This window comes from Pseudoalteromonas sp. CO342X (assembly GCF_004208915.1).
GTDB classification, from domain to species: domain Bacteria; phylum Pseudomonadota; class Gammaproteobacteria; order Enterobacterales; family Alteromonadaceae; genus Pseudoalteromonas; species Pseudoalteromonas maricaloris.
This window is the reverse complement of sequence record NZ_SGPH01000080.1, coordinates 1-422: the sequence shown is the minus strand read 5'-3', so window position 1 is coordinate 422 and position 422 is coordinate 1. Positions and strand designations below refer to the sequence as shown.

Annotated in this window: 1 protein-coding gene; it reads left to right on the top strand. The window is 46.2% G+C overall.

Annotation, left to right across the window (positions count from 1 at the left end):
* Positions 1 to 21: 21 nt before the first annotated feature.
* Positions 22 to 422: condensation domain-containing protein (locus EXT47_RS23660; RefSeq protein ID WP_165383846.1), on the top strand; the 401-nt coding region annotated here is incomplete at its 3' end.

The following is a 422-nucleotide window of genomic DNA, read 5'->3' as shown; positions in this document are numbered from 1 at the left end:
CTGTTAGAACAAAGTAAAAACATGCTGCTTGACGCTTATGCCCATCAGCAAGTGCCGTTTGAACAAATCGTCGAACGTTTGCGACCCGGGCGCAGCCCAGGCCACACTCCATTATTTCAGGTGATGATTGCGCTACAAAACAATGCCCAAAGTCGCTTGTCTTTACCTGGGCTTAGCCTGTCCGGGGTCGAAGAAGAAGGAGAGGGCACTGCTAAATTTGATCTGACTCTAAATATTAAAGAAAGCAGTGAAGGTCTATTTCTGTCTTGGGGATATAGTAGTGCACTTTTTAAGGCTCAAACCATCGAACGTATGGCGGGACATTTTGAGGTTTTGTTGTCCTCTCTTTTAACGTCCCCTGAATTGGATGTTTATGCCCATGAATTAGTGACGCCACAGGAGCGTGAGCAGTTACTGGATAC